18 protein-coding genes are annotated in these 23,906 nt (G+C 46.7%); 4 read left to right on the forward strand and 14 right to left on the reverse strand.

The genetic code is table 11. The features are described 5' to 3' along the window. Positions 1-168: 168 nt before the first annotated feature. The 4 genes from OXH00_03055 to OXH00_03070 form a co-directional block, all read right to left on the reverse strand. Positions 169-864 carry a DUF1080 domain-containing protein gene (locus tag OXH00_03055; protein ID MCY3739979.1) on the reverse strand — a complete coding sequence of 232 codons (696 nt, stop codon included), beginning with the start codon at positions 862-864 and terminating at the stop codon, positions 169-171. An 89-nt stretch (positions 865-953) separates the two neighbouring features. Continuing rightward, on the reverse strand, positions 954-1,577 hold the full coding sequence (locus OXH00_03060) for an RNA polymerase sigma factor (GenBank protein ID MCY3739980.1): 624 nt from the start codon (positions 1,575-1,577) through the stop codon (positions 954-956). Positions 1,578-1,823: 246 nt separating this feature from the next. Continuing rightward, positions 1,824-2,687 carry a hypothetical protein gene (locus OXH00_03065; protein MCY3739981.1) on the reverse strand — a complete coding sequence of 288 codons (864 nt, stop codon included), beginning with the start codon at positions 2,685-2,687 and terminating at the stop codon, positions 1,824-1,826. A 138-nt stretch (positions 2,688-2,825) separates the two neighbouring features. After that, a complete protein-coding gene (locus OXH00_03070) occupies positions 2,826-4,238 on the reverse strand; it encodes an ABC transporter permease (GenBank protein ID MCY3739982.1) in 1,413 nt (470 codons plus the stop codon). A gap of 513 nt (positions 4,239-4,751) precedes the next feature. Between OXH00_03070 and OXH00_03075 the strand changes: the two genes are divergently transcribed. The 4 genes from OXH00_03075 (at position 4,752) to OXH00_03090 (ending at position 9,338) form a co-directional block, all read left to right on the forward strand. Then, entirely contained in the window at positions 4,752-5,597 is an 846-nt protein-coding gene (locus OXH00_03075) for a LamG domain-containing protein (GenBank protein MCY3739983.1), read from the forward strand. A 27-nt stretch (positions 5,598-5,624) separates the two neighbouring features. After that, positions 5,625-6,560: an alkaline phosphatase gene (locus tag OXH00_03080; GenBank protein ID MCY3739984.1), complete on the forward strand. Its 936-nt coding sequence runs from the start codon at positions 5,625-5,627 to the stop codon at positions 6,558-6,560. Between the two features lie 34 nt (positions 6,561-6,594). Continuing rightward, positions 6,595-7,527, forward strand: a complete 933-nt coding sequence (locus OXH00_03085) for a phytanoyl-CoA dioxygenase family protein (protein ID MCY3739985.1) — start codon at positions 6,595-6,597, stop codon at positions 7,525-7,527. A gap of 176 nt (positions 7,528-7,703) precedes the next feature. After that, positions 7,704-9,338: a calcineurin-like phosphoesterase family protein gene (locus tag OXH00_03090; protein MCY3739986.1), complete on the forward strand. Its 1,635-nt coding sequence runs from the start codon at positions 7,704-7,706 to the stop codon at positions 9,336-9,338. Positions 9,339-9,531: 193 nt separating this feature from the next. Here the strand turns inward: OXH00_03090 and OXH00_03095 are convergent, their stop codons facing one another. The 10 genes from OXH00_03095 to OXH00_03140 form a co-directional block, all read right to left on the reverse strand. Then, positions 9,532-13,368: a YCF48-related protein gene (locus OXH00_03095; GenBank protein MCY3739987.1), complete on the reverse strand. Its 3,837-nt coding sequence runs from the start codon at positions 13,366-13,368 to the stop codon at positions 9,532-9,534. A gap of 49 nt (positions 13,369-13,417) precedes the next feature. Beyond that, a complete protein-coding gene (locus OXH00_03100) occupies positions 13,418-14,659 on the reverse strand; it encodes a hypothetical protein (GenBank protein ID MCY3739988.1) in 1,242 nt (413 codons plus the stop codon). 41 nt (positions 14,660-14,700) lie between these two features. Continuing rightward, a complete protein-coding gene (locus OXH00_03105) occupies positions 14,701-15,516 on the reverse strand; it encodes a LamG domain-containing protein (GenBank protein MCY3739989.1) in 816 nt (271 codons plus the stop codon). Positions 15,517-16,131: 615 nt separating this feature from the next. Continuing rightward, positions 16,132-16,896 carry an SDR family oxidoreductase gene (locus tag OXH00_03110; protein MCY3739990.1) on the reverse strand — a complete coding sequence of 255 codons (765 nt, stop codon included), beginning with the start codon at positions 16,894-16,896 and terminating at the stop codon, positions 16,132-16,134. A gap of 10 nt (positions 16,897-16,906) precedes the next feature. After that, on the reverse strand, positions 16,907-17,716 hold the full coding sequence (locus OXH00_03115; GenBank protein MCY3739991.1) for a dienelactone hydrolase family protein: 810 nt from the start codon (positions 17,714-17,716) through the stop codon (positions 16,907-16,909). A gap of 9 nt (positions 17,717-17,725) precedes the next feature. Further along, a complete protein-coding gene (locus tag OXH00_03120) occupies positions 17,726-18,796 on the reverse strand; it encodes a hypothetical protein (GenBank protein ID MCY3739992.1) in 1,071 nt (356 codons plus the stop codon). A 31-nt stretch (positions 18,797-18,827) separates the two neighbouring features. Further along, positions 18,828-19,604: a zf-HC2 domain-containing protein gene (locus tag OXH00_03125; GenBank protein MCY3739993.1), complete on the reverse strand. Its 777-nt coding sequence runs from the start codon at positions 19,602-19,604 to the stop codon at positions 18,828-18,830. A 31-nt stretch (positions 19,605-19,635) separates the two neighbouring features. Beyond that, positions 19,636-20,256, reverse strand: coding sequence for a sigma-70 family RNA polymerase sigma factor (locus OXH00_03130; protein MCY3739994.1), 621 nt, complete (start codon positions 20,254-20,256; stop codon positions 19,636-19,638). A 159-nt stretch (positions 20,257-20,415) separates the two neighbouring features. Continuing rightward, entirely contained in the window at positions 20,416-22,860 is a 2,445-nt protein-coding gene (locus OXH00_03135) for a CotH kinase family protein (protein ID MCY3739995.1), read from the reverse strand. Between the two features lie 252 nt (positions 22,861-23,112). Then, a complete protein-coding gene (locus OXH00_03140; GenBank protein ID MCY3739996.1) occupies positions 23,113-23,772 on the reverse strand; it encodes a DUF4956 domain-containing protein in 660 nt (219 codons plus the stop codon). Positions 23,773-23,906: the final 134 nt, after the last annotated feature.

Raw genomic sequence — 23,906 nt, forward strand, 5'->3', positions numbered from 1 at the left:
AGTTTTAAACCCCCTAAATCCCCCTTATCAGGGGGACTTTAAGAGGAAATGCGTAAGTCCTAACATTATAATGGTTTAATGGTGTGTGCTTGTGGATCTATTTTTCGTAAAATCGCGAAGCCCTGCTCGTAAACGAAGACCACTACGAGCCCTCTCTTCTCCTTTTGTTTAAAATTGCTTTAAACTTGCCCATGTCATCGCGAGTTTTTTTCTCGGTGTTACCGATAATCCACCCATATTTGGAATATCGGGGCCTGTGATCTTGAGATTGTCAAATCTTATTGTATAATTTGCAAGGCCTAACCCAATTCTACCCGTGGGAAACTCAGGAAATCCATGTAGCGGTTTTAAAACTATGGGGTCCAAAACTTGCTTGCCATTTATTGAGAAGGTCAAGTGCTTTCCATGAACACTTAGTTGGAAGGTTGTCCATTTCCGCAATTTCAACAAGTTGTGGGGTTTCTGATCATAGGTCAAAAATAGGTTTCCACGCAAATTGCCACCAAAACATTCCGCTATGGGGCCCGCAAAATCATCAATCCCACATACTATCCCCCATGTCCCTTTAATCCGGGCAGCGATCACAATGGTTCCAGGGCCATGTTTTTCGAGGGGTTTAACATCAAATTCGATGTCATAATCTTGCCACGTCTCTTCTCCAATTGTAAGTAAACGGGTTATTCCGTCATTACTGCCTTGGAGCTGACCATCAATAATTTCCCAGGAACCGGGGACATCGATGCCAAACATAACTAATTCTTCCCAGTTGACGGGTTCTCCATCATCAAATGTGTCCAAAAACGTCCCCGCTTGAGCGTCGAAAATAAAGAGAAGAATGCACAACCGAATAATAACGGATTTCATTTTAATTTCCTTTTATTGAGTGCTAAAATGTTTCGTTGTAGACTTTCGTGAGGTCACGGTTTCTAACATCAAGTTATTAAAACGTCCATTTAATTTCGTGATTCACTATAATTCTCGGTGAGGTTTACCTGTTCGGAATCTTCTAATGTTTCTTGGAGCATGGATTCCGATTTCTTTAATCGATGCCGTGCACGATGGAGTTGGCTTTTTACAGTGCATACCGACACACCCAAGAACTGGCTAATCTCTTTACAGGTCATTCCTCGGAAGTAGTGGAGTGTAACGGCAGTACGTTCCTTTTCCGGCAAGCGTGAGAGAAGCCTGTGAACAACGTCGCGTCGTGCTTCAGCTGCAGCGTTCGCCTGCTCCTCAGCGACGTATTGAGAATATGTCATTTTTTCGATCAGTTCGATGCTCGTGTCTTCAAGAGATTGCGTCCGTATCCTTTTCTTTCTCTGAAACAGGAAGCATTGACGTGCAGCGATCCTATAAAGCCAGCCCTCAAAACAGTGTGGATCCTTCAGCATTGCCAATTTATGGTGAACTATTAGAAACGTATCTTGTGTAATTTCTTCAGCAGTGTGGAAATCGGCGATCTTTCGCCATGCAAACGTGTGAACGCTTTTTTGGTATTTTTTCACTAAGATATCAAACGCCGTATCATCGCCGGATAAAATTTTGTCAATGAGTTGAACATCGTCTAATTTTTCCATAAGGTTTCCTCCTATGTTGGTGTCCGCCGAGAGACTTAATTTACTGGCACGACTCTTCTACGTGTAACAGGAATCTAAAGCGTTTTAAGCAAGGCTTACGCTAATTCCGCGCTTCTGGTGTTTGCTGAGACAGCCCCAGAGAAGCGTGCGGCGCGTAAGCCTCACAATGTTGATGGAACAGAATAGCCCAAAAGAGTCTATCACCTTGTCCTATAAAGGAGGGGACGAAGACCTCTTTCTTACATTCTACTTTGGTTTCTCAGGAGGCGTTAGTTCTTGAGGAGGCATCGACTCTTTGAGGTGTTCTAAAGCCTCTTGTACGCGCGCAAGCTGTTTCCTAACATCCTCAAGTTGTTTCCTAACATCCTCAAACTGTTGTGAATTCAACTTTTTCTTTGCACGTTCGACATCTTTCTTACTCTGTTCGATCTGCACCTTTGCACGTTCGACTTGTGCCTTACTGCGTTCAATGGTGCGTTCAACCTCCGCTTTGATGCGTTCAATCTCTGGCTTTCTGCGTTCAACCTCCGCTTTGGTGCCTTCAATTTCTACCAGCATTTCGATGTAAGCCACTTTATACGTTTCCCAGTCATCTGTCGGTGGAATATCAATAACGCCTGACTCCCACAGATTCGGATTGTCTTCCAGAAATGCCAAAGCATGCCGGTGTGACAGGTTGGACGCATACTCGTAGAGGTCTCCTATGATGATACCTCTCTCCAAAAGCAGCTGAAACCACTCCGCCCGTGGATACCTTGCATCTATCTCACTTATTGTAAGGTTACTGCTATAGTTTTCAGTTTCTATACCGTTGTCCTTGCGCGATAGGCTGACTTCGGTTTTTCCGTGTCCCTTATTGTAATCCGCATCTAACGCCTTCATCAGTTCCTGGGCATTTTGGGGACCGGTATATTTTTCAATGACGAGTGGCGTTTTCCAGTCGATTTTAACATGGAACCGCATACCCGGCGATATAATTTCAAGCGGCGATATAATTATTTTAACGCCGTGTGCATATAAATAGGCACCCCCCGAAAAAATAGCGAATCCCAAAGCGGCCAAGAATGCAAGTCTTAATAGAGTGCCTGCACCGTGAAAAGTCCTTTTCATTTTCTTTCTCCTTCAGAGGCGTTATGTTGCCTCGTGTTTGAAGTTTAACTTTTGACAATATGCGTCTATATTCTCAAGACGCGTTTTAAATGTTACCGGTAATTCGGCTATCATTAACATACTGAGTCGTACTTGGCATCAAATATCGGAACGGAAGAATTTCAGAAATGCCACGGTTGTTAATACCACAGCAAAGAAGCAGAGCAGCAGCACATCTATCACCGATTGACTGAATATCTCCCCTAAGGTTGTTGTCGCCAATCGTGGCGGTTGTGTAATTTTGACATTATCTTCTGGGCGGTGCACTCTATGAGAAATATGATCTGAAATTTTAGTAAAGAAATCTGCATGGAGCATCTCATAATAGCGATCACCTGTTTGAAAGTAGTTGCTTCTTTCTACTTTTCCTGTCTGTGTTAAGTTCGTGGTAAGATAGATTAAGGAAGATGTAGGGGTAATTCGGGAAAACGTCTCACCTAATTGTTCTTGTCGTTCTGTTTCACGTTTATAATCTCGATCTAATTTGTTCGCACGGTTCTGGAATTTCAGTCGATATTCCTCTTCAATAGATTTCATGCGTTCGTCAATTTTTTTCGCAATTTCCGGACCTATAACGCGCGCTCCGTCCTTATTTGGGGGCACCTCCATGAAGAATTTCATTTTTTGATCTTTGAGTTCGGCATCGAAATTATCTCGCATGGCGGTCTTTTCCATATAGACGCTCTGCGAAGTTCGTGTTGGGGAAATGATCTTCGCTGTAAGAAAACCGATGCGTGGTGTAATTAGCACAGCGAACACCCAGACAGTAAAGGCGACAATAAGAGCCGTTTTGGAATTGTCTAAGTAGGTAGAAATCACCGTTCCGATTGCGAAGAACACCGCTATGTAGAGAAGCGAAATAGCAGTCAAACTGAGCACGCGGGGAAAAATATCGGGTTCGCCCAAGGGAAACCCTTGCCAAACAAGCACGAGTAAGCCCAATAGAAAAGATACCAAGAACGGAACCACGAACACAAAGTACCCACCAATCAATTTGCTCCAGAGGAAGAGGTCGCGTGGAAGAGAGTTTGCTAAGTTAATCCGAAGGGTGCCTGCCTCTCTTTCTCCAGCAACGGCATCAAATGTGAACAGTAGCGCAAGGAGACTGAAGACAGTCCCTACCACAAATAGAAAATCGAGATGTCCTAAAAGTTGGGAGAGAGGTGCTGAAAATGTAGATGGCGGTCCCTGTGTAATTCCATTGCGGGTCATTCCAAGGTAGCTTGGGAGTGAGTCCTCCAATCCTTTTGCGAAGACGCTCAGCGGTGTCGGTTTGAGAAAAATTTTGGAAACTTCAACTTCCGGTTGCGGCGGCTGCTTCGGATTTACTGTGGTCTCTTCAATGTTTTCGAGTTTAACGGCTTCTTGGTAATCCACCAAGTTCTGGCGATAATTCCGGTAATTGGTGGAAAGTGTGAGCGGGACGAGAAGCAGGCACATCAAAAGAAGTGCGACAAACCGGACGCTCAGAATATGATGCATAACCTCTTTTTGAATCAACGTCATTAACATATTGAACTCCCTTTAATTTTTTATTACGATACGGATGCTCTTTCATTTATTGTCCAAGATCAGATTTTTGTGTAACGAATTTTCGTGTAGGGTATGTGACACGCTTTTATAATTAATGATCCGATTTGAGAATCAAAAGGGTGCATAAAGCGAAAAATTTGGGATATGGAGAGTGCTATTCCTGATAACAGTATTGACGATTCAGGGTCATTCAATCTTAAGAAATTATTGGATTTTACGTCTTTTTTTTAGGATCCGGTGCGAAATCCAGCGAAATCCAGCGAAATCCAGCGAAAATTTCTGCGTTTTTTTAAAAACCATAACATATATTAAGTATTAACACCTGCGAAAATAAACACCAAAAACCTACAATTGAATGACCCTGATTGACGATTATACTTTGATAGAACACAATATGTATTGTATACTATAGTATTGGATTAGGTTTTGAAGAGACACCTGCACCAACAATTCATCCGCTATTTGCGGTAAGGTCAACCAAAGGAGGAAGAAATGTTTCTATTTGTTATGAACGTCAGAAAAAAAATGGCTCTGAGTTTGGTTGCTGTTTTAATCACTGGATTGGGCATAGGGATTCCTGTCGCTGCCCGGACAGTTGTCATCGAAGATGGGTTAATCGGATACTGGAGTTTCGATAAAGACACTGTAAAAGGCAAAACAGTAGCGGACATCTGGGGCAACCAGGATGCCGAGATCATAGGGGACCTTCAAATCGTAGCGGGTAAGTTTGGAGAGGCGGTGCAATTGGGCGGTGGCGCGGGTGCTCGTGTCCAAATGACTGATGACATCAAAAAAGCTGAACTGCCCACAGAGGAGATGACTATAGAATTATGGGCGTGGGATGAGCAGTTCATCGAATGGGGTGGTTACGTCGTAGCAGTTCAGGACAATGGTGCTTTTGAAAAAGGTTGGCTGCTCGGCACCCGCTGGAAAGCGTTCAGTTTCGCGCTCTCCTCGGAGGATGCTGATGATGGGGATGGTCTCTTAACTTACCTCAATGCCGCCACCCCGTCCGAGATGAATGAATGGTACCATGTGGTCGGAACGTATGACGGTAAGGAGATGAAAATCTACGTAAATGGGAAACCTGAGGGCACTTCCGGTGTCCAATCGGGGCCGATCAATTACCCGGATCGCATCTTCTTCTCCATCGGTGCGTATAAAGATGATAACGAAGACTTTGTGCACAAGGGGATGCTCGACGAAGTGCGTCTCTATGATCGGGCACTCAGTGAAAAAGAGGTCTTGAACAATATGGAAGCGGAAGGGTTAGCAGTGGAGCCTGCTGGGAAACTGAGTCTCACTTGGGGACAAATCAAGGCTGCTGCGAGCAGATAACTCGCGGCGATTTCGGAGGAAGAAACAGTGTGTATTTCTCTCAAGAAGCGAGGGGTTTTCGGTGTGTTTGGAGTTATTTTGCTGGTCGGTTCTCTGTTCTTTGGTTTCACACTTCAGGCTGTTTCCGAGGTTTTGGGCGTGAAACATGTGGTGATCATTGGGTGTGATGGGATGAGTCCTGACGGTATTCAGAAGGCGAAGACACCAAATATGGATGCCCTCATGCAGCGTGGTGCTTATACGATGCGCGCCCGCGCCGTGATGCCAACTTCCAGCAGTCCGAATTGGGCTTCTATGCTTATGGGTGCTGGACCTGAACAGCATGGTGTCACGTCCAACGATTGGAGACCCGATAAATTTGCGCTCGCGCCAACGGCAGTGGGGTCGGGCGGCATTTTTCCGACGATTTTCAGCGTGCTGCGTGCGCAGCAGCCATCCGCGGTGATTGCCTGCTTCCACGATTGGGGTGGTATCGGACACTTATTTGAACGCGAAGCCTTGGACATCATCGAAGATACAGACGGTCCCGTCAACACCACTGAACGTGCTGTCGCCTATTTCAAGGCAAAGCAGCCTGATTTTACATTTATCCATCTCGATCATATTGATCACGCCGGGCATAAGTACGGTTATAGAACGTCTGAGTATTACAAATCCGTTGAAGAGGCGGATCGGCTCATCGGCGAGGCGATTCAGGGACTTGAAGCGGCGGGGATACTGGCGCAAACGATCCTTATCATTACTTCGGATCATGGCGGTGTCGGAAAAGGGCACGGCGGAGCGACGCTGGCGGAGGTTGAGATCCCTTGGATTATCGCCGGACCTGGAGTTGCGCCCGCGAAAGAACTGACTTCTTTCGTGAACATCTACGATACCGCCGCGACAGCCGCCCATATCTTCGGGTTGACTGCCCCGGACTGCTGGATCGCTGAGCCAGTGTTGGAGGCGTTTGGGTCGCCATAACTAAAGCACGGGGGTTCCAGGCAGAAAAATTTTAATGACATTAAACAGACCGAAAAAAATCCCAACGGGAACACCCTTTGAATTCGGTGAGCATCGTTTTCGTTTTGGTGAGGAGATCGTCGAATTAGTAGATTCCTCCTCACTTCTCAACAATCCGGGTGCGTTACACAAAAAAATGCGTGAGGATGGGTATCTCTTTATTCGCGGTTTCCATCCGCATGAGCATGCCGAGAAAGCTGCACATTGGACATTGCAAGCCATTGCGCAGAGAGACGGGTTAAAGCCGGATACGCCTGTTGAAGAGGGTATCATCGGCACAGCGAATCAGACTTTTAGTTTCTTTCGACAAACTGAGGTAGCGCATGCCAAACCGATTCTTGATGTTGTCGATAGCCAGCGAACGATGCAATTCTACGAAGAATTCCTCGGGGGTCCCGTCATCACGTTTGACAAACGATGGCTTCGCTGCATGGCGAAGGGTGGACACAACCATTTTCACTACGATAGCGTTTACGTTGGGCGCGGTACACAGAACCGGTACACGATGTGGAGCGCATTGACGGATATCGGTCTGGAAAATGGACCGCTCGTCATCTGCCTCGGTTCGCATCGGCATGACCGGTTAAAGTCTACATACGGCGCGACCGATATGGACCGTGATTTGACGGAGGCTGTGTTCAGCACCGATCCACGTGAGATGGTTGAAAAATTCGGATTCACACTGGCAACGGCGCATTTCCAACCGGGTGACGTTATTATTTTTGGGCTTTATATGATGCACAGTAGTGCACCAAATCGTTCTGACCGCTATCGTATCAGCATTGATACGCGATACCAGCTCGCTCGCGAAGAGAAGGATGACCGCTTCTTTTTCCGTGAAGACGGCAGTTGGCTCGGTAATTTTTACAACAAAGGTGTGAGTTATAAACCGATAACGGAACTCCGCCGGGAGTGGGGATTGGAATAATATCATTAGTTGTGCAACATGCCTACATATTCGATTTTTAGGAATCCAATAGTACGCTGGTAATATTCACGGAAATGCCAAGGAAATGTTATTACTCCGTAATCCTCGGTATGTCAAATACTATATCTATCAGAAAAAACAGCACCTGATGAGCAGGTGTCAAATGGAGGATTCGCATGGTTTACAAACAATGGAATTTTGTGATTTTGATCGCCATCTTGGTTTTTTATGCGATTGGAAACAGTGTAGCAGAAAATTCAACCGCAACTGGCACTGTATTTCTGGATACAAACGGAAACCAAGTAAAGGACGACAACGAGAAGGGGTTATCCGGGATTCGCGTCTCTAATGGACAGGATATTGTCCAAACCGATGCCAACGGACAATACACGCTCGCGGTCACTGATGACACCATTCTCTTTGTGATTAAGCCCCGTGGGTTTATGACACCGGTTGGTGAAAATCAACTCCCGAAGTTTTATTATGTTCACAAACCGCACGGTTCACCAGAAGGACTGAAGTATGCCGGCATCGCACCGACAGGTCCGTTGCCCGCGTCGATTGATTTTCCGCTCACTGAACAGCCTGAAGCGGATACCTTCAAGGTACTTGTCTTCGGGGACACACAACCCAATAATATGCAAGATATTGAGTGGTTAGCACACGACGTAATTGAAGAAGTTATTGGGAGTGATGCGGCGTTGGGAATCAGCCTCGGCGATTTGGTGGGTGACAACTTAAACTTATTCCATCCACTTAACGAAGTGATCGCTACTGTCGGGATCCCGTGGTACAACGTCTACGGTAACCATGATATGAACCGTCTTGCTACCGATGACCAGTATGCCGATGAGACCTTTGAACGTGTTTATGGACCCACATGCTATTCATTTGATTGGGGACCTGTCCATTTCATCAACATCGACAATGTGCTCTTTTACCGCGACGAAGCAGACAACCCTCGCTACTCGAGTGAAGTAGGAGAACAGCAGTTGACGTTCATTCGTAACGACCTCGCTTTTGTGCCGAAAGATCAACTTGTTGTTATCTCCTTTCATATTCCGTTAACGGAGATGCGCGATGTGAAAAAACTGATGAATCTACTCGGTGATCGACCCCACACGTTGTCCCTGTCAGCGCACACGCACGTCCAACGCGACGACTTCGTTGGGCCGGATCACGGTTGGCATGGAGACGATCCACATCATCATCACAATCACGCAACCACATCAGGCTCTTGGTGGCAGGGCGCACTTGATGAAGTCGGTATTCCGCATACAACGATGCGGGATGGTGCCCCCAACGGATATGGCATCTTCACATTCAGTGGAAACCAATATTCAATTCGGTTCAAGGCTGCCCGCCGTCCAGCGGATTATCAGATGAACATCTGGGCACCTTGGGAAGTTACCCCGACAGAAACTGGCAACACAGATATCATCGTTAACGTTTTTGGAGGTACCAAACGCTCAACAGTTGAAATCCGTCTCGGAGAAGATGGGGACTGGAGACCCATGACCTATACACCTCAGCAAGACCCATACTACAAAGCACTCAAGGCACGCGACGATACGAACCAACTTGAGCGGAAACTGCATGTTGCGCTTCGCGAAACAATGAAGGCACAGTTGAAGGAAGACAGCGAATTGCCACAAACAGGGAAAGGGATTACCGGAATTACAAAATCAACGCACATCTGGCAAGCGAAGCTTCCAGCGGATGTTCCCGAAGGAACGCACGTCATCTACGTCCGTACAACGGATATGTTTGGTCAAACTTTCACAGGACGGCGCATCATCCGAGTGCATTAGTCCAGTAGTAGTGAATTCATTCCCGGTAACCCTTAAATCCTCTTATATGAAGATCAAAATATTAATTCGGTGATTTCGTAACAATCCCGGTGCGGTTAGGAAACCGCACCTACCGGGCCTGGGTAGAAAAGATATCGTGCGGAGACGCTGTGTATCTCACGGGTCTCCGCACGATATTCAAACAGGGTATCCTTTAATGTTTCGGACGACGTAGCACAACGCCGCCTTGCCCAACAACCCAGAGTATATCACCGTCTTTGACGCGTGCGATAGTATACAGGTCATTGTTAACACCGGTATGTTCCTGTTCCCACGTTTCTCCGCCGTCTGTCGAATGAATGATGGTTCCAGAGGCACCGACAGCATAGATTTTCTGTTCAGAGAGTGCCAGAATATCGTAAAGCGTTTCCGACATACCGCTCAACTTTGATTCCCAAGTAAATCCACCGTCGGTGGTAGATAGGATAATCCCGGCGCGTCCGACTGCCCACCCTTTTCGTTTCGTAATAAACGATACGGCGTGAAGATCGTAGCCAACGTGCGTCTCGTGGAACTTCCAATATTCACCACCATTGACAGTTCTCTGGATGACACCGTTGGTTCCGACCGCCCAACCGAGCGGTGCGAATTTCATATCAACGCTTGTGAGGGTTTTACCGGTTGACGTGCGCTGAAATTCCCAAATCGGTCCGCCATCCAGATTGTGAAGAATATCCCCATTTTCACCGACAGCCCATCCTTCAGAAAAATTGCCAAAGGCGACCTCATTTATGAATATGTCAAAGTCTGGCGGCAGCTCCTGCCCGTTTTCTGTTGACCAGTCTTCACCGTTCGCGGTGTAAAGCATGCTGCCGTCGCGTTTCATCGCCCAACCCCATTTCGGATCAAGACTCATAAAATGAACATCAACGATACGGTCGGTGGTACCGCTCTCCAAATGCTCCCAATTTTTTCCACCGTCCTCTGTTGCCAGTAGGACTCCATTATCTCCGGCAATCCAGCCGTTCTGCTCATCAAGAAACTGCACATCACGGAAGTTATCAAGTTGTTCACCGAGTTGATGCTGCCAGGTCTTTCCACCGTCTGTGGTGATGTAAATCTGACCCGTAGATGCGCCTGATTCGTTGGTGCCTCCGATATCAGCTCTGGCGAGTTCCCTGTCATGAATCTGTTCTCCAGTGACTACCCAACCGTGACCATCTGGTAGGAGATGCGCGTTGGTAATTCGCATTGAGAATCCAAAGGGACGTTCTTCTACCATTCTTTCTATCCAACTTTTCGCTTCACCGTTTGCAGGTTCGCTCTCCAATAGGTAATTCGTTGCTTCCCAACGCTTACCTTGGTTTCGGGTCGTCAGAATTGTATGACCGCCATCAATTGCCCAAGCCTCGGTGTGATTACGGAATTTCACCGTGTGCAGCTGGATATCAAAATTCGTTCCTTTAATCTCGCGTTCTGCTTCCAGATCCCGCTTCCAGCTTTCCCCGCCATCTGTGGTGAGAAGTGAGGTCCCATTTTCCATGACCACCCAACCTGATTTGGCATTTAGGAAATGGATTCCAATACAAGACTGATGTGTTCTGGCTTGGATTTCCCAATAATCACCACCGTTAACCGTGTGTAGAATTAATCCGCCGGTCCGCCGTTGTGGCGCGACTGCCCATCCTTCTTGACTGTTGATAAAATGTAGGTGCGTGATCGGTTGCTGGGTTGTCCCTGTTTGCTGAAGCGTCCAGGTTATACCACCATCGTTTGTGCGTAGGATTTGCCCTCTATCAACGCCGATCCATCCATCTTTCGGATTGACGAAGTGTATCGCACGAATATTACGAAAATTTTTCAACCCTTCGCGGATGACTTGCCAAGTTTTACCTCTGTTTTCGGTTCTTAGTAGTACACCTTGACCGCTAATCCAACCGTAATTTTCATCAATAAAGACAACCCGTTGTAATTCTTCGGTCACGCCACTCTGTTGTGGTTGCCACGTGGTGCCACCGTTTGTAGTGTGTAAAATAGTCCCATTGCCCCCGACTGTCCACCCTTCCTGTGCAGACAGGAAACAGGTATCGGTGAATTCGGTCTGCCAACTCCCTTGACGGACGATCTCCCAGCGATATTCAATCGCTTCAATGGGTTTCTCATCGGTTTCCATTTCTTGCGCAGCAGGTGGCAACTCGACAATGAACTGCTCCGTGTCCACAGAATAGCGCATCGCTATGCCACCTTCACCCACAGCGAGGATACCATCCGGAGAAAGCGAGAAACTATAGAGATCATTGGACGTGCCACTTTTCTGCAATTCCCACGTCACGCCCCCATTGATAGTCGTCAAAATGACCCCTTCATCTCCGACAATTAACCCGTGGTTCGCGTCGGCAAAATAGACTTTGTTGAGATTCGCCTGCGTCCCACTCCGTTGGAATTTCCACGTTTTTCCACCATCAAGGGTATGTAAAATCTCGCCGAATTGCCCAACGACCCAACCGATATGCCTGTCGATGAAGTAGGCAGCGTAGAGTTCGTTGTAACTGTTGCTGTTCTGTCGTTTCCACGTCAATCCACCGTCTTCAGTGTGAAAGACGATACCGGGCCACCCGACGACCCACCCCTCTGTCTCATTGAGGAAAAAGATGCCTTTGATCATTTCGTGGAAATAGCGTGGTGCTTGTTGTATCCACGTTTTACCACCGTCTGTTGTATGGAGCACAGTCCCCAAATCTCCAACGATCCAACCCTTTTTCGGATTGATGAAATGGAGTGCATTGAGGGTATACCACCATCCGCTGGTTTGTCGTTCCCACGTCTGACCGGCATCGGTTGTGTGGAGGATAAGTCCGCCATCGCCAACCGCCCAGCCTTCCGTATCGGTGACAAAAGATAAATTACGGATGCGATGCCATGTGTCCATCTCAATATCGGTCCAGGTTTTACCGCTATCGTCACTCGTCGTGATTGTTCCTCTCTCTCCGACAGCAACCGCACGGTCTGCATCTGCAAACGCGACACTCTGCAGGTCATCGGCTGTGGTGCCGCTTCTCATGTTCCATGTTACCCCGCCGTCGGTCGAGTGTAGAAGGGTACCATTCCAACCGACTGCCCATGCCTCTTTAGAAGTCGCAAAATGAACGCCCATCAGGTCGTTTTTGGTCTGGTTTTCTGTTAATCTCCAATTTTCTCCGCCATCTTCGGTTCGGATGATAAACCCACCTTGCGAAACCGCCACGCCATAGTCATTATTAATGAAATGGAAATCGTTGACAGTTGGACGGACATGTCCGTAAATCATCGGAAGGCGACTATCCTGTGAGTGCCATTCTGTGCCGCCATCGGATGTATAGAAAATGGTGCCGTCCGTGCCACCACTCCATCCCTTGAGAGGGTTTGTAAAAAATACTGTATGGAGGTTACACACTGTCGTTGTTTGATCTTCCCTCACGAGGTTACTCTGTCTGCGCCACGTCTGACTGTTGTCCGTGGTGACAAAAATTCGATCATAATCTCCGACGATCCACCCGCGCTGTTTGTCTATGAACCAGATACCCCCAAGTCCAAACGCGCTTGCTTCTTGATGATGCCATGTTTTCCCACCATTTTTTGTGTATAACAGTCCATTCTGTCCAGTGATCCAGCCGGTCTTTGAATTGAGGAAAAAGACATCCATAAACAGTGAAGAGACCTCACTATTTTGTAAGCTCCAATGCCGCCCCCCATCGTCAGTAGTCGCAATTAATCCTTTATCGCCGACTGCCCAGCCGTTACGGAGATTTGTGAAGTAGACCGCTTTGAAATCCTCATTCGTGTTCACCGTCTGTCTTTGCCAATTTACACCACCATCAGCCGTATGGAGAATCCATCCGTGATGTCCGACAATCCATCCGTGTTTGGCATCGGCAAAGTAGACATCCGTAAAATGGGTTTGCCAGTCTGCTATACGAGTAATCTCCTTTTTTACACAACCAGTGAACAGGCAAAGAATCCCAAAAAGAGTTGCTATTGAGAAACAAGTGATGTATTGAAAAATCTTTTTCATTTGCTTCATCTCCTTATTAGAGAATACTAAAGGGCTTTCTTGGTATCAATTAATTGCCTACGTTTTGAGATGGAAGATAAACGCCAACTGCGGCACCAGCATCCGTAGCGAACCAGAGTTTACCCTTGCTGTCTTCAAATACCGACCAGACTCGGTTACTCGGTAAACCGTCGTCTGTGTTGAAGTTTTGGAACCTCTCACCGTTATGGACGCTGACCCCAGTATTAACGACATTGTAAACCATGCTGATACTTTCCTCAGTTTCGTTTAGCGTCGACGGCAGGTTCTTAACACCGGTAAACCAGAGATTGCTGCTGCTATCTTTCATAATGTTGTCAACGCTATTCATCGGGAGTGCTTCACTTTGTGGAAAGATTGTCAGTTTGTTGCCATTGTATCGACGAATACCGCTGTCTTCCTCGTCCATACCATCTCGGCTCATCCAGAGGTTTTCCTTCGCATCGAACTGTAGATCCGTTATGCTTGTATTTGGTGATTGCCCCATCTCTTGGAAAGGAGCGAAATCCGAATCAACAGCAAAATAACGGAAATGGGACTTTTGAACATTGTAGTAGGTAATGCCGGCTGTGCTGCCAAACCAAAAATTTCCTACTGTATCTTGGGCAATTGCTGTGATTTGACCCCACCAATCGGGTAGGACATTCATCCCCATAGGTCCGTTCACGGTGATAGCGTTGAATTTTTCACCGTCGTATTGACTTACACCTGACGATGTCGCGAACCAAAGCGTGCCTGCTTTGTCCTCAAATATATCCTTGATGGTATCGCGGGCGAGGCCGTCTGCTGTCGTGAAAATTTTGAACGCTTGTCCATCATAGCGACTGACACCTTTTAGGGGAACAACTCTCCTTGTTTCTTTCGTTGTCTCGCGATACGGCTGAATATCGAGATCGAGTTCACTCAATGGCGTTTCCATCCATGACATATCCATAGGCTTCCCTCTTTCCAGAAAATGTGAAAGTACACCGTCAGCGAACCAGAGCATTCCTTGTTGGTCTTCAAAGATGAGTCCTACCGTGTTCCGTGCGAGTCCATCTTCTGTTGTGAAGGTTCGGAAATTCTCTCCGTCATAACGGGTGACTCCATCAGTCGTTCCAAACCACATCGTGCCGAGGCTGTCCTCAAAAACGGTGAGCACTGTATTGGATGCTAAGCCGTCTGCTTGGGTTAAAGTCTTTTCGATTTTGAGTTCTGCTGCGTCGGGGATGGATACTATCCAATTTAATGATAAAAACACAACAAACCATATCACATGAAATTGTTTTTGCATTGAGAACTCCTTCTGTTACAGATAGGCGGACATTCTAACTTTTAAAGGGACTCCCTTTTTTTGATATTTGCCCAGGTCGTTGCTATTTTACCGTTCGGTGAAACAGCGAGAAAATTTCCCGACATTGCTTGTTTGATTTCGGTTCCGTTAAGTGCCCGTTGCCAGACTGCAGCTTCGTCAATAGAGCCATTGACAAATGCGAATTTGTTTTTTGCGCATCCTATCCAGACGCTCGCGATATTGTCGCCAGCGAAGTTGAATTCCCTATTTTCTTCGCCCATGACTTCACCGTCTAAATAAACTTTCATCGTTTTTCCGTCGTAGCTTCCGGCGACATGATGCCACCTTTTTTCCTCCATTTCATGCGGCACGATGAATTCTTGCCGATCCGAAATTCCCCGGTCATCCCGTGCCCCCAAAAACAACCAGATTCCCGGCCCGGTACCGATGTCAATACTACCGATGCCATAAGAAGCACCCCAATCAACTTCAAACCAATGACAACCTTTATCAATCCAATGCACCTTCTTGCCTTTCCACGTTTCTTGATAGTGGATCCATGCTGTCATTGTTATTTCACCTGTGACTTTTAACTTCTCGTGGGAAGGGATATTGACGCAATCCTGTCCGTTGTTCGTCAAATGAATCGCATCCCCATATTTACCCGTCACAATCTTGGTATTCTCAATGATTTCCGCGTCAAGACCATTGCCGGACGTATCACCAATCGTTTGATTTTTAACGTTGTCAAAGTTCAGATAGAAAACAAGCCCCTTATCAAGACCCGCGTTCGCTTCAGTCATCGCTAACAGAATAACAGCACTGAAGAAAATAGTGCTGATGGATAATCGTGTCATATTTCCCTCCTAATATAGGTTTCTCAGGTTTACCTTGAAATAGCAGACATAAAAATAATGAGCAATTTATGTGCCAATCCAAGAAAGATACTATGGTGAGGCGGGAAATGTAGCCTTGATAGTTGGTTGAACACGGAATTAAGCGATTTTTAGAAAATAAAAATATTTAGAGGAACCCTGCACCAAATGGGGCAGACATTAATGACAAATTGCACGGATTTGTGCAATAACCTCAATGCTGTGTTCTTTGTCTTTCTCAACACCGGAGGCTCGTTTTGTAGTATATAATGACGCGAATTAAGGGAAAAACGGTTGCCTAATTCTGAGAAAGATTGTGGAAATGTAATAAAGGGTAGGACTTACGCAAATCGAATAGAAAACCGGCATATTCTGCTGAAAATGTCTTGCAGTGAGACTATTGAATTGTATCTAACCCCCTAAATCCCCTTTATCAGGGGGACTTTGAGAGGAAATGCGTACCCGTTAAATCCCCCTTATCAGGGGGACTTTAAGAGGAAATGCGTAAGTCCGAAAAGGGAATAGATTACGCCTATTTCCTGTGGTGTGTCCTGAAAGGAAAGTATGGGATGGGGTGTTCTTAACGAATGAAGCCATTTAGAGTGAGAGAATTCCACCCTCAACAAGCATCGGGGCACCGGTCATGTACCTTGATTCATCGGAGGCTAAATAGACTGCTGCCCAGGCGATGTCTTCCGGTTCACCGATACCCAATGGATGCATCTCTTTGATTTCTTTGTTGATTGCTCCCGGGTCTGGTTGCTTGGATAGGAATTCTTGATAGAGTTCGGTGTTAATGGTGCCGGGACAGAGGCTATTGACACGGATGTTGTCCTCAGCATACCGAACCGCCATGCTCCGTGAGAGGTGTACCACAGCGGCTTTGGAGGAGGTATAGGCGGGGTGCATCGGAAACCCGACGTAGGCGGATTCACTCGCCATATTGATAATCGAACCGCCACCGGCTGCGCGCATCAGGGGAATGATAGCGCGGGACACGAGGTAGATGCTCTTTACATTGACAGCGTATTGGTGGTCCCAGTCTTCTTCGGAGATATCTTCTAATTCACCTACGACAGCGATACCGGCGTTGTTGAACAGGACATTTGGATTGCCAAGTTCGGACGTGACCTGTACGACAGCACTTTCAATCTGCGCGGCATCGGTTACGTCACACTGGCAGAAAAGGGCGGTTCCACCGGAGGCTTGAATCTGTTGAGCAGTTTTTTCGCCGCGCTCGGCGTTGAGATCCCAGATCGCGACAGCTGCGCCTTCGCCCGCAAAAAGTTCTGCACTTTTCGCACCGATACCTCGTGCTGCACCCGTGATAATTGCGATTTTGTCCTTAAGTCGGTTAGCCATGTGTATTCTTTTAGAGTCCTTGCAAGAGGGATACCCACCGTTCCCATGCGGCTTTAGTGGCAGATTTTTGCGCTTCGTTTGCTTCTTCTCCCATACCGCGTTTCAGGAAAGCATGACCGACGCCTTCGTAGATAACGGGTTCGTAGGTAACGTTTGCAGCATCTGCCGCTGCTTTCGTTGCATCAATTGTGGCATTGATACGGTTATCGCTCTCGCCGTAAAAGCCATATATTGGCACTGATATCTTGGGGACATCCTCTGCGGATACAGCACGACCATAGAATACGAAACCCGCAGCGATTGTATCGGAATGGACAGCGTAGCTGAACGTTTGGCCACCACCCCAGCAGAACCCGGAAACAGCGACTTTATCGTTCGTTGAAGGGAGGTCTCGGACGTATTTCTGGACAGCGTCCAAATCTGATGCGACTTGAGAGGCGGGGAGCTCTCGAATAGCCCTTCGGACATCATCACCGGAGTCGAAGCTTTCTGTGCCGCCGCCATCGGGTCCCATACCGGAAAGTAGGTCTGGGCAGATTGCGACGAACCCCTCAGCGGCGAGCCTATCCGCTACGAGGCGGATCCAATCGGTGAGTCCAAAAATTTCGTGGATGACAATTATAGATGTTGCTGGCTCTTTCACCTCTGGATAAACAACAAACGCATTAATAACACGACCATTGGCGGCTGTGACTTTTACCCATTCGCCGTGGCGAGGGGACTTTTCGAGTTCAGCCTTTTCATTGTCAGCACTTACATGACTGGCGAATAATATACCTGTAGCAACAATGCTTAACATGAGGATATGGTATATTTGCATACGTTCTCCTTACTTTTCTTTTTCTTTATGAATAACGGATTCCACAACCTTCTGCATTTCGGTAGTCGGTATCGCGCCGATTAGAAAGTAGTGAATTTTTGCGCCCGACCATCTGAAGGCGTCCGCCTCTCTGAACAGGCGTTTATACACAGTTGTCCCCGCAAGTTCAATTTCTTTTTCTTCTCCGCGATCTCTGTCCCTGATATGCGGTGGATCGCCCGTTTTTTCAAACAGCGTGAAATTTACCAATCCATCTGTATATTCGAGAAGAATTGAGTCGTTCTTCCTATTTTTAATAATACGAACATCCTTTAACTGGAACCCCGGTGGTAGGTACTCAGGTTGAGCGGGTTTGGTTTTTAACACTTTTTCCGCTTTGGCAAGTGAAATTGAAGAACTGCGCGGCGGTCGCGGTTTAATCTCCTTTTCAAAGACTTCCCATTTGCGTTGTACGGTGGCAGGATCAAAGCTAATTCGGGTATAAACAAACATCTGGCGAAGTACCCCTTCAGCGTCAAGATCCTCCACCCGCAAGATAACGCCGTTTTCGCGTGCAAAGAAGATGCGTTTTGTGGGTCTGTCAGCAAATTTAGGTGTGATCGTTAGAATGTCGGTTTCATAATTTATTATTTTTTCTGTGGATGGCGATACTTCCAAGTTATAATTTTGGGCAATCAACTGGATCTCTTTTTTCGGGAATGGATTTCTAATTTGTCGCCATTCGTTCCGGTCTCGAGTTCTTTCCCGACGGTCTCTGCGATTCTGGTTGTTGTCGTCTTGTCTGTTGTTGCCTCGGTGCTCGTTTCTGTCTTGCGAACCTTCAAGCGATGTCCGCTCGCCGACTACGGATAGCACCCTCCGATACGAAGCATCTGCAGATTGATGAATGACCACCTCTTCAAAAGTGCGTGAGCCTCTTGAAGAACTAAACGTCTTCCAACGAACGCCCACATAACTGACTTTGCGCTCGGCTTCTGCAATGCGTTCAAGCGTACTGATGTCGGCGAAAAGTGTGTGCGGTGTCCAGAGGAAAAAGGTTAAAACTGCGGAATGAAGAACGAGATATTTATGGATTCGCATAAATTCACCTATTGGTTGCCTGGTGATTAATTTAATCCCCTACATTTTCGAGATAGAGATCAAGAAACAGGTCAGCATCGTCAACAGTTCCCGTAATTGAGTTATCGCCATCCGCTATTAACGTTGAATTGATCGGTTTGACGACATTCGACTTCAAAGGGTTGTCTTCGAGTTGTTCAGTATAAAGTCCGAAGTAGAGATCGAATGTTTCTTCATACTGGGGTGCAGTCGGGGAAAAATAGAGTGCCCCCAAAATCAGCGCGAGCGTCAGGATACCGGTAGCCCCTGCTGTAACAGGACGGAAAAACCAGCGTCCAATATCGGGGAACCAGCGTCCAATATCCGATAACCATCCCGTGGACGTGGATTCCTCTGCCTGTACATCTGCTGTTTGTTGGCGTATTTTTGCCATCACTGTATCATGAATGGACGCTGGCGCGGGTTGTTCAAGTCTATTAACCTGCTCGCGATTTTCGCGGAACGCTGACAGCATTTCGGAACATTCGTCGCAGGCGTGGAGATGCGTCTCAATCCGCTGACGCATAGCAGGCGCTAACTCGTCGTCTAAATAGGCTGATAATTCATCTTGGAACTGTGTGTGTATTTTTGCCATCACAGCGTCTTTAAGCGTCGAGGGTGCCGGATGCGCGAAGACTGTGATCATCTGGCGATTCTCTTCAAACGCCGACAGCATTTCAGAACACTCACTACAGGAACGGAGATGTGTTTCAATCTGTTCGCGTCTGCTTGGCGTTAATTCGTTATCTAAATAGGCTGATAGTTCGTCTTGAATGCGTTTGTGATTCATATCTTTAATCGAGGATAGCGGTAAGGATCGTTTACCACTCGACTCGCTCCAGTTCTTTTTTTAACGCTTTCCGTGCTTCATGTAAACGGGATTTGACCCGACCAAGTGTGCATCCTAAGATTTCTGCTATTTCTTCATAAGCCATATCTCGCAGTTCTCTTAGCACCAGAATTTCTCTATAACTGGGTTTGAGTTTTGCGAGAGCGGCGTGGACAATCTCTTTTTCCTCGGTGCGGAGTGCTTCTTCTTCAGGTGTTACCGTGTCCAAAGGCACCCAGGGTTGTGAATCGTCGATCTCTGTAGGGTCAGTTTTTCGACGTTGGTACTGGTCAATATGGTTAAGACATTTGTTTTTAACGATGCGGTAAAGCCATGTAGAGAATCGGGAACGGAATTGAAATTTCCCAATATTTTCCCATGCAGAGACAAACGCATCTTGTGCTACATCTTCGGCGTCTTGGTGATGACCGAGCATGCCGTAAGCGATATTATAGACCCAATGTTGATATTGAATGATGAGGGTACCCATCGCATCAGCATCGCCATTTTGACAACGCAAAACAATCTCACGTTCTTGTGTGAGATCCAATTCTTCAGTTTTGCCCATCTCTGAATTGGTTTCCATAGTAGCTGCAGGAGTTGCGAGGGACATACTTCTCTCCAAACTACAAAGGTAAAGAAAGTACTTAGTTTAACTCAGAGCCATTCAATTCTCGGATAATCCTGAAATTTGCTTGAAGGAAGCGGATTCCCAACGAAATGGCTCTCTTACTTAATATAGACATACAACAAAACAAAAGGTTCGTTAGTTTTATTTAAGCACGTTTTCTTTACCGGGTGTAGTTTGGACCGGTTTGAGTTTGCCACTACCATTCGGCGATCTACCGAGCGCAACATCCTTCTCCTGTTTTTCAAACGTCACTATATCAAGCACCTGATTGCCACGCGTATCGGTATCAACGAGCATTACAGTTTCACCATTGCGAGACAACTTAAAGTTGGCATGGAGCCCTGCTTCTGCTTTACCATCTTCATCCAACCACACAAGAAGATAGCCGTGTGCGGGGATCAAGGTGTCCTCTGGGAATGTCCATTTTTTGATGTTGTCAATTTTATCTGTCAAATACATTCCAGCGAGGTTCACTGTGTTGTCGCTGAGATTGTGGAGTTCAAGCCAGTCTTCGTATTGTCCTTGTGGGTCAGCGATGCTCTTGGTATTGAATGCCATCAATTCGTTAATGACGACAGGGCTGTCTTTTACAACAGGAACACCGACCTGATATTGTGCGGCTCCCTGTTCGGCACGTGCTGGTGAAAACGCAGTCGTGCCGTGGGTCTTCACTGCATTTGCTTCAACATAATAGTAGACTGTTGTGTTTGCTGGGAAAGCCGGAATCTGTCCAACAAAACTATCCTTTTCCCTTGTCATCATCACCTGATTAAAAACAGCATACCGATCATCATTATAATACAAGAAAACCGCATCAGCTGCAACTGATTTATCGAGTGTCGCTTTAACCGAGACAGGCTGATTGGCTACAGGTGGAGATCCGGATCCGATTTCGATGGAGATAATTTTGGGAACCGGTCTGTTGATCTCTGGATGATTGCGTAGATATTCACGGCGTTCGTTGACAAAACGCTTGAGGTCAGCAGGGGCGCCGGTCACAAATTCTTGGTATCCGTACAACTTCTTATCGTCTTGTTGTACTTCTGTATCAATGAGGGTCTGGTATTCTTTGATAATTGGTTCCAACACTTCCCAATCAAGCCATTCATCTACAACGGTCCGGACATGTGCGAGATAACGGGCGCGCCACTCTGGGTTTGAGAGCAATCGGTTGATAAGTGGACGCGCAGCATTATCTTCATGCGCGACAGGGGATACCATTCCGTTTTCCAAATCCCCCCATGACCAACCACCGGGACCTCCGCCACCAGGACCTCCACGCCCCGATCGACCGAATCTTAGGCTTTCATTGTTATCATGCGGTATGAGGTAAAACCTGCTGTTGACATCTTGGTAGATAGCGTAATCGCCGCCTTTATGAATGTAGCCATCATCATCCATAAAGACGTTTGAAACAGCGATCTGCCACGACACCTGATCAATGTTGAGCATGGATGGAAGTTTTTCCATAAGTTCTGCGTCAGAGGTTGTTTCATCAAGCATTTTGCAGAGAGCGATGAGATCTTCCCAAGGGTTTTCAACGTTGCTGGTTTTGAGTTGATACGTTTCCTGATACGCTGCCGGATCGTCGCCTGCATAGACCAAGGCACCCCCTCTCCCGGGCCCTACTTTCCAGCGGATACCGTCTTTTGTGCCGAACCACTCGGCAAGGAAATCTTTATTGTATTGTTGAAGATTGATATAGACCCCCCAATTTTCACCGTTGATAACGAGTTTCACAAGGTTCGTTTTCATCGCAGGGATGTAGTCGCGCGCGATGCGATTGTAGAGCACTTCACGGAGAAAAGAGCCATCGACATGTCCGTTCAGGAGGTTAAGGGTTTTGTATCCGTAGAGGCGTTGCCCATCTTCGCCGTAATCGACAGCGATGTTGAACGATTTTTTTTCTGACTGCACCGTAAAGTAGGAAGAGGTACCGCGAAAGTGGACACCGACATCGGAGTAGACCTTCCCATCAACAATAAGATCGGCAGGCACCTCAACATCCGTGCGGTAAAATGCATTCATCTGTTCGGACCAATCTTTATGGTGGAATCGGAGATAGAGGGTACGGAGTGTTTCAGCGTCGTAGAGTGGCGGTGAACCTTCTGGCACAGAAGTGAGGCTTGTCTGAACATCGCTCTGAACACTGTTGTGCAAATTCTCCTCGTCCAGTGGTGTAATAGTGCCACCGCCGCGAGTCTCCAGGGCGGCTTGTCGTTCAGCACCGGTTAATTTTCCGTCTTTATCTGTATCAAACTTATCGACTATTTTTTCAGGGGGTCGCGGTCCACGGCGTCCACCACCAAATGGCGGCATTCCACCGGGGTTTCTACCAAAGGGGGCGTTGGTTTGCATCTTCTCAATCTCTTCGCGGCTGAATTTGTCCCCTGTAAACGCTTCTAAACCTGTGACTCGGAGTCTGAGGTCATCTTCTTCATTGCTCAGTTTACCGTCTCCATTGAGGTCAAACCGTTTCTGTTCATCTGTAAGTTTTGACGATTGTTGATTGTCTTGAGCACTGGTGTGCATCGTCCAACCGATAGCGATTAGCATAAGAAGTATTATTATTTTAAAATGTTTCATTGTATTCTCCTTTTTGGGACTTACGGAAAATTAAGGGATTACGTCTATCATCATACGGCGGGTGCGGTTAGGAATTCAGATCGCAAATGTAAAGTATTCTCACTGCGAAGCAACATTTGGTTTTCGCGTGTGGGAACCCAAATTTGGGTGCGTACACCGCAAAACCTCGCCTACAAGGGAGTTGCGTGAGTCCTATTAATCTTAAGACTTGTTTCGTGTAGAGAAGTTCGGATTTTCCGTGGTGGCTGTGTTTTATTCTTTATCCATTTTCACTTCTGTGAGATTTTCAATCTGCGAGAGTTCCTTAAAAAAGGTGAGCCACTCTTGCGGGTTCACTAATTTGACCCTGAAGGTCAGTTCAACCACCTGCGATTTTTTGATCCGTTTTTCAACTAAACGTTCGTAAATCAAGTGTTTGTCGAAAACAGGACGGTAGACAGTTTCAAAGTTCCGATCGGGTGGCAGACAGAATTCTAAACTAAATTCGTTATCGTTCCCAAAGCGTTGATGCCAATGGTACATGCAGAGGATAATGATACCGATGAGGAATGTTGCCAGAATCGCGACAGATGGATTACCAGCACCGACCGCCATACCAACCGCTAAGGCATAAAAAACAAAACCGATATCCCGGGGGTCTTGGATAGCAGTACGGAACCGAATAATGGACAGTGCACCGACTAAACTAAACGCCCGTGCGATGCTGTCCCCGATGATCACCATCACGACAGAAATCAACATACATAGGATGATGAGTGTGTCGGTAAACGATTTTTGTGGGACTTTAGCGTGTGTCCATTGATAGATGTTGACGATAAAAATGCTCAGTGCGAACGAAAGTAACAACCTAAGCGCATCAGTACCAAGTGTTACAAGCGGCGGTATCGTTAAAAAATCAAATAATGTGTTCATTCCTGTTGCCAATGAGAGATTTGTACAAGTAGTTTACCACAATTACCACAATTACCACAATTAGACAAACTTGTATATAAATTGTTGAAAAATTGTGTTAAAGGTAGATTGATACAGTTGTTCGGGTGGGTTCC

The sequence above is a fragment of the Candidatus Poribacteria bacterium genome (genome assembly GCA_026706025.1).
Taxonomy (GTDB): domain Bacteria; phylum Poribacteria; class WGA-4E; order WGA-4E; family WGA-3G; genus WGA-3G.

What these genes read in the sequence shown, in the direction of transcription:
- OXH00_03055 (MCY3739979.1), bottom strand. Translation starts at nt 864, where the DNA reads ATGAAATCCGTTATTATTCGGTTGTGCATTCTTCTCTTTATTTTCGAC.
- OXH00_03060 (MCY3739980.1), bottom strand. Translation starts at nt 1,577, where the DNA reads ATGGAAAAATTAGACGATGTTCAACTCATTGACAAAATTTTATCCGGC.
- OXH00_03065 (MCY3739981.1), bottom strand. Translation starts at nt 2,687, where the DNA reads ATGAAAAGGACTTTTCACGGTGCAGGCACTCTATTAAGACTTGCATTC.
- OXH00_03070 (MCY3739982.1), bottom strand. Translation starts at nt 4,238, where the DNA reads ATGTTAATGACGTTGATTCAAAAAGAGGTTATGCATCATATTCTGAGC.
- OXH00_03075 (MCY3739983.1), top strand. Translation starts at nt 4,752, where the DNA reads ATGTTTCTATTTGTTATGAACGTCAGAAAAAAAATGGCTCTGAGTTTG.
- OXH00_03085 (MCY3739985.1), top strand. Translation starts at nt 6,595, where the DNA reads ATGACATTAAACAGACCGAAAAAAATCCCAACGGGAACACCCTTTGAA.
- OXH00_03090 (MCY3739986.1), top strand. Translation starts at nt 7,704, where the DNA reads ATGGTTTACAAACAATGGAATTTTGTGATTTTGATCGCCATCTTGGTT.
- OXH00_03095 (MCY3739987.1), bottom strand. Translation starts at nt 13,368, where the DNA reads ATGAAAAAGATTTTTCAATACATCACTTGTTTCTCAATAGCAACTCTT.
- OXH00_03100 (MCY3739988.1), bottom strand. Translation starts at nt 14,659, where the DNA reads ATGCAAAAACAATTTCATGTGATATGGTTTGTTGTGTTTTTATCATTA.
- OXH00_03105 (MCY3739989.1), bottom strand. Translation starts at nt 15,516, where the DNA reads ATGACACGATTATCCATCAGCACTATTTTCTTCAGTGCTGTTATTCTG.
- OXH00_03110 (MCY3739990.1), bottom strand. Translation starts at nt 16,896, where the DNA reads ATGGCTAACCGACTTAAGGACAAAATCGCAATTATCACGGGTGCAGCA.
- OXH00_03115 (MCY3739991.1), bottom strand. Translation starts at nt 17,716, where the DNA reads ATGCAAATATACCATATCCTCATGTTAAGCATTGTTGCTACAGGTATA.
- OXH00_03120 (MCY3739992.1), bottom strand. Translation starts at nt 18,796, where the DNA reads ATGCGAATCCATAAATATCTCGTTCTTCATTCCGCAGTTTTAACCTTT.
- OXH00_03125 (MCY3739993.1), bottom strand. Translation starts at nt 19,604, where the DNA reads ATGAATCACAAACGCATTCAAGACGAACTATCAGCCTATTTAGATAAC.
- OXH00_03130 (MCY3739994.1), bottom strand. Translation starts at nt 20,256, where the DNA reads ATGTCCCTCGCAACTCCTGCAGCTACTATGGAAACCAATTCAGAGATG.
- OXH00_03135 (MCY3739995.1), bottom strand. Translation starts at nt 22,860, where the DNA reads ATGAAACATTTTAAAATAATAATACTTCTTATGCTAATCGCTATCGGT.
- OXH00_03140 (MCY3739996.1), bottom strand. Translation starts at nt 23,772, where the DNA reads ATGAACACATTATTTGATTTTTTAACGATACCGCCGCTTGTAACACTT.